Genomic DNA, 4,866 nt, shown 5'->3' with positions numbered 1-4,866 from the left:
TTTTTTTATGCAATAGGTTTTAGGTTGTTTAATAGTGTTTTAATGGTGTGTGTGGGCAATATTTGTCGTAGCCCAATGGCTGAGGCTTTGCTGATTGATCGACTCTCTGATGGTAAGCATGCAAGTGTTAATATCGCCTCTGCCGGTGTTGGAGCATTGGTTGGGCATGAGGCTGACGTTACCGCAAAAGAATTAATGACTGAGAAAAATATTGATGTATCTGCGCATCGGGCCAGGCAATTGAGCACTGAGCTCTTAAGTGAATATGATCTGATATTGGTCATGGAAAAAGGCCATATTAATGCGGTGCATAATATTGCACCATCATCCAAGGGCAAAGTGCATTTGCTAGGTAAATGGAGTGACTTTGAGATATCAGACCCTTATATGCAGTCGCGCCGAGAGTTTGAACTGGCATTGGAGCTGATTGAGCGTGGTATTGATGAATGGGTAGAAAAGGTTTTTAGTTAATGTATAAAAATTCAATATTGTTATCCTGCTGTTTGTACTTGTTTGTTCAAGTAGTCAATGCAGAGTCAGGGCGAGTGCGAGTCTCATATGAAGATATACCCGTATCAGCAACCGAGGATATGGGGGCGATGGGCGTGCATTATGATGTAAAGCCTTTTGGTGATTCTGACGTGTATGCGGGTTTTGGTGGTTATGGTGCGTTAACGGGCGACCGCGGTGGATTTTTCACTGGTGGTGTAACCTTGGGTTATCATCACTATATTACTAATGATGCAGTAGACGGACTTGCGATTGATGCTGGGCTATTTGCTGGTGGTGGCGGTGGTGCGGGTGCATTTCCGGGTGGTGGTCTTATGCTACGCTCACACTTAATGTTAGAGCAAGAGGTTGGTGATGTGGCCTTGCGTTTTGGTATGGTAAATACACAATTCCCCAATACCTCTAATAGTGCTTATGAACAAGACACGCATCCGAGTATTGGTATTGTGATACCGACCTATCAATTTAATCGTCCTGTACTAAGTCAGGGTGGCCTCAAGATTGCCAATAAGAAAGCAGACAAGATAATCCCAGTGAGCTTGCGCTATCATCCCGATAGTGATGCTAAGCGCCGAGGTGGTGCGAGTTTGGTGGATGACATAACTTTAATTGGTTTCCAGTATCAAGATTATATTAACGATTCCCTCTATCGCACTTATGAAACCTATGGTGCAGGCACCGGTGGGGTTGATGGTTATGCCAAGGTATTGACTGGCTTTGGAATTAATACTGAGCTTGTTGATGATTCAGTTATGCTAGATACTAAGCTAACAGTGGGTATGGCCGGTGGTGGTGGTATTGATACTGGCGGTGGTTTGATTGTGCAACCGATGATAGGGTTAGATATTAAGTTAGCGGATGGTTGGCGCATTAAGCCTATGTTGGGTAAGACTTATGCACCGAGTGGCAATTTCTCGGCAACTACATCTGAGCTAGGGTTAAGCTGGACAGGTGGCAAGGGTAAGACTGAATATAGTATCAAGAATAAAACTTACCAGCCTGACGATAGCGCACGCACTAAAAGTGGTGGTGTGTATGCCGATCGTATTGAATTACTAGGGTTTGGCTTGAGTAAGCAAGTAAATGACCAGGTAAGCGTTTCAGGTAGTGCGTATGGCGCCTATAAAGGCGACGTAGGTGCGTATGCTGAAGGTTTGTTTGGTATTGAAGTCAAGCCATTTGATCTGCCAGTGCATGTGGGCTATGAGTTTGGTGTCGGTGGCGGTGGTGGCATGGATGTGGGTGAGGGGCTGATTCATCAATACACAGTGGGTACGCGGATGGCAGTAAATAATACGATGGATCTGAGTATCGATGTGGGTAGAATGCAAGGTATGGATGGTGGAACATTTGCTGCCAATGTATTTCAAATTGGGCTGAATTGGTAGTATAATTTTTTGATCTAAATTTAGATCATATTAATAGTAGGGAAAATAAGTGATTATGAATCAATTAAAAATATTGGGCGTGTTGTCAATACTGAGTTTATTGGTAGGCTGTGCGCCGGGCATGAAAATGGATGAAAACAGCCATCTTCGCGGCGCTTTTAGTACTCAAGAAAATGATAAGCCTGATATGATGCTAATTACCCCCGCACTGGTTGCACAGATGAATGTAGATCATGATAACAATCCAACCTATAAAGTCGGTGTGCAAGATGTACTAATGATTAGAGTATGGGGTGATGCTGGTTTAAGCACAGGTGGCGATGCCAAGGACGGTAATTCCAAAGCAGACGGCTTTGTGGTGCAAAATAACGGCACGATTTTCTACCCTTATGTGGGTAATATCAAAGTAGCCGGCAAGTCGATCGAGGCGATTAGAATACTACTGACTGAAAAGTTAAGAAAGTTTATTACTGACCCGCAGATTAGCGTGGCTGTGAGTGAGTATCGCTCGAAGCGTGTTCATATTATTGGAGAGGTAAAGAAGCCAGGTACCTATCAAATTACTGATACACCAATGACTATTCTTGATGTAGTAATGCTAGGTGGAATCAATAACCGCACTGCTGATACTGAACAAATCTTTGTGATTCGTCGTGCAAGAACAAGTAACGACATCGTGGCAAAGCCGGCGATCTACCGATTTGATGGCGGATCAGCTGACGCGATGTTGTTAGCGGGGCAGTTTTACTTGAATGCCAATGATGTGGTGTTCGTAGCACCGGCAGGGGTAGTATCGTGGAATCGTGTTATTAGCAACATCTTGCCATCGATTGGCCTGGGTACGAAGATTGATTCATTTGGCAATTAACAATGAATAGTGAGCAGTTGGTGGATAACAAAGTAGCGATGAACAATCAAGAATTTAATAATACTGAGGATGAGATTGATCTGTCAGAATTGCTCGGCACGCTAATCGAGGCCAAGTGGCTAATTAGTATTATTGCGGGTATGTTTTTAGTAGGCGGTGTGTTTTATGCACTAATTGCGACACCAATTTATCAGGCTGATGCAGTATTGCAAATTGAAGAAAAATCAGGTGGCATGCCAGGTTTAAGTGATTTCGCCGAGATGTTTCCAGCGGATACAGCGGCATCAACCGAAATAGAGATTATCAAATCTCGTAATATTATTGGTAAGGTTGTTGATAAGCTTGATTTGACCCTTAATGCAACGCCTAAATATTTCCCGGTGATTGGTGAGCCAATTGCGCGTAGGTATAGTGGTGTTGGTGTGGCTGAATCAAACTTTGGTATGGATAGTTATGCTTGGGGTGGAGAGCGCATTCAGCTACAGCGTCTGGTTCTGCCAAGTCATTTGAATGAAGATGGAGTGGTATTAGTCGCTGGTAAGGGTCAACAATACACATTAACTGCTATCGGCGGCGAGCCGCTACTTACCGGTACGGTTGGAGAGGTGGTGAGCGTCAAAGGTGTCGAGATCTTTGTCTCTGAGCTGGTCGCCAGAGCGGGAACTAAATTTAATTTAAACCAAAGTAGCCGTATGAAGGCGATTAAAGACCTACAAGAAAATATTAAGGTCTCTGAGCGCGGTAAGAAAACCGGTATCTTAAGAATTAGCCTAGATGGCGACAACCCTGAGTTGATTGCTCGTGTTGTCGATGTGGTGTCAAACTTGTACCTTAGGCAGAATGTTGAACGCATGTCAGAGGAAGCTGAAAGCGGACTAAAGTTTTTGCAACAACAACTGCCACTGATAAAAGATGAGATGGAAGCGGCTGAAATAGAGCTAAATAGCTATCGTACGAGCAAGAGTTCAGTGAACCTAACCCTAGAAGCACAGTCATTATTAAATAATGTTGTTACTATTGAAGCGAGGCTTGCTGAGTTTGAAGTGAAGCGTTCAGATCTATCGAAGAAGTACACTGAAGTACATCCGATTATGGTGACATTAAACAATCAAGAGGTTAAACTTAAAGAGCAGCTAGGGAAAATCAATACTAGGGCAAACAGTTTGCCAAAAACACAGCAAGAGATTTTGCGCTTGTCTCGTGATGTTGAAGTGGCTACCACAATTTACACCCAACTTTTGAATAAAGTGCAAGAGCTGAAAGTTGCCAAAGCTGGCATGGTGGGTAATGTGCGTATCATTGATACAGCGCTGACTGCTGAAAAGCCGATTAAGCCCAAAAAATCGATGATTGTACTACTAAGCTTAGTACTGGGTTTATTCCTAGGTATTGCCGTGGCGTTCGTACGCCGTGCGATGAGCAAAGGTGTGGAAGATCCGGATTCAATTGAGAAAAATATTGGCATTCCTGTGTATGCCAATATTCCATTGAGCATCAAACAAGTATTGCTTGATAAAGACGTGGTAGCAGGCAAAGCCAAGCATACAATTCTTTGTGAGCATGACCCTAAAGATCAATCCATTGAAGGTTTGAGAAGCTTGCGTACTAATCTGCATTTTGCGCTGTTAGAAGCCAAGAATAATATTGTCATGATTACCGGCCCAGCGCCAGGCGTGGGCAAGAGTTTTGTTTCAACTAACTTTGCACATGTAGTTGCCCAAGCAAACCAAAAAGTACTGCTAATTGATGCAGATATGCGCAAGGGTCATATTAACAAAGAATACGATATGACACGTGGCCCAGGGTTGAGCGAATTGATAATTGGAGAAGTTGACAAGGCGGCAGCGGTACGCAGTAGTGGTTTTGAAAATGTTGATGTGTTAACGACTGGAAATATGCCGCCAAATCCGTCAGAGTTGCTGATGCATGAGAATTTTGAGAAATATTTGAGTGAATTCTCTAAAGACTATGATTTAGTATTGATCGATACGCCACCGCTGCTTGCAGTGACTGACGCGGCGGTGATTGGTCGTTTGTGTGGCACAACGTTTGTGTTGTTGCGTTATGGTGTGCATTCGATGGCAGAGATTCAGGCAGTGA

General features: G+C 43.6%; 4 protein-coding genes. All 4 read left to right on the top strand.

The annotated features are described in order from the left end of the window. Window positions 1-471: low molecular weight protein-tyrosine-phosphatase (locus PSN35_RS02860; protein ID WP_367183368.1), on the top strand; the 471-nt coding region annotated here is incomplete at its 5' end. Beyond that, window positions 471-1,898, top strand: coding sequence for a hypothetical protein (locus PSN35_RS02855; RefSeq protein ID WP_300029154.1), 1,428 nt, complete (start codon window positions 471-473; stop codon window positions 1,896-1,898). The genes PSN35_RS02860 and PSN35_RS02855, both read left to right, overlap by 1 nt. A gap of 55 nt (window positions 1,899-1,953) precedes the next feature. Further along, window positions 1,954-2,766 carry a polysaccharide biosynthesis/export family protein gene (locus PSN35_RS02850; RefSeq protein ID WP_300029151.1) on the top strand — a complete coding sequence of 271 codons (813 nt, stop codon included), beginning with the start codon at window positions 1,954-1,956 and terminating at the stop codon, window positions 2,764-2,766. A 2-nt stretch (window positions 2,767-2,768) separates the two neighbouring features. Beyond that, window positions 2,769-4,866: polysaccharide biosynthesis tyrosine autokinase (locus tag PSN35_RS02845; RefSeq protein WP_300029148.1), on the top strand; the 2,098-nt coding region annotated here is incomplete at its 3' end.

It is taken from the genome of Candidatus Thioglobus sp., from assembly GCF_028599055.1.
Taxonomy (GTDB): Bacteria; Pseudomonadota; Gammaproteobacteria; order PS1; family Pseudothioglobaceae; genus Thioglobus_A.
The sequence above is the reverse complement of the archived record's forward strand: the minus strand, read 5'-3'. Positions and strand labels throughout refer to the sequence as shown.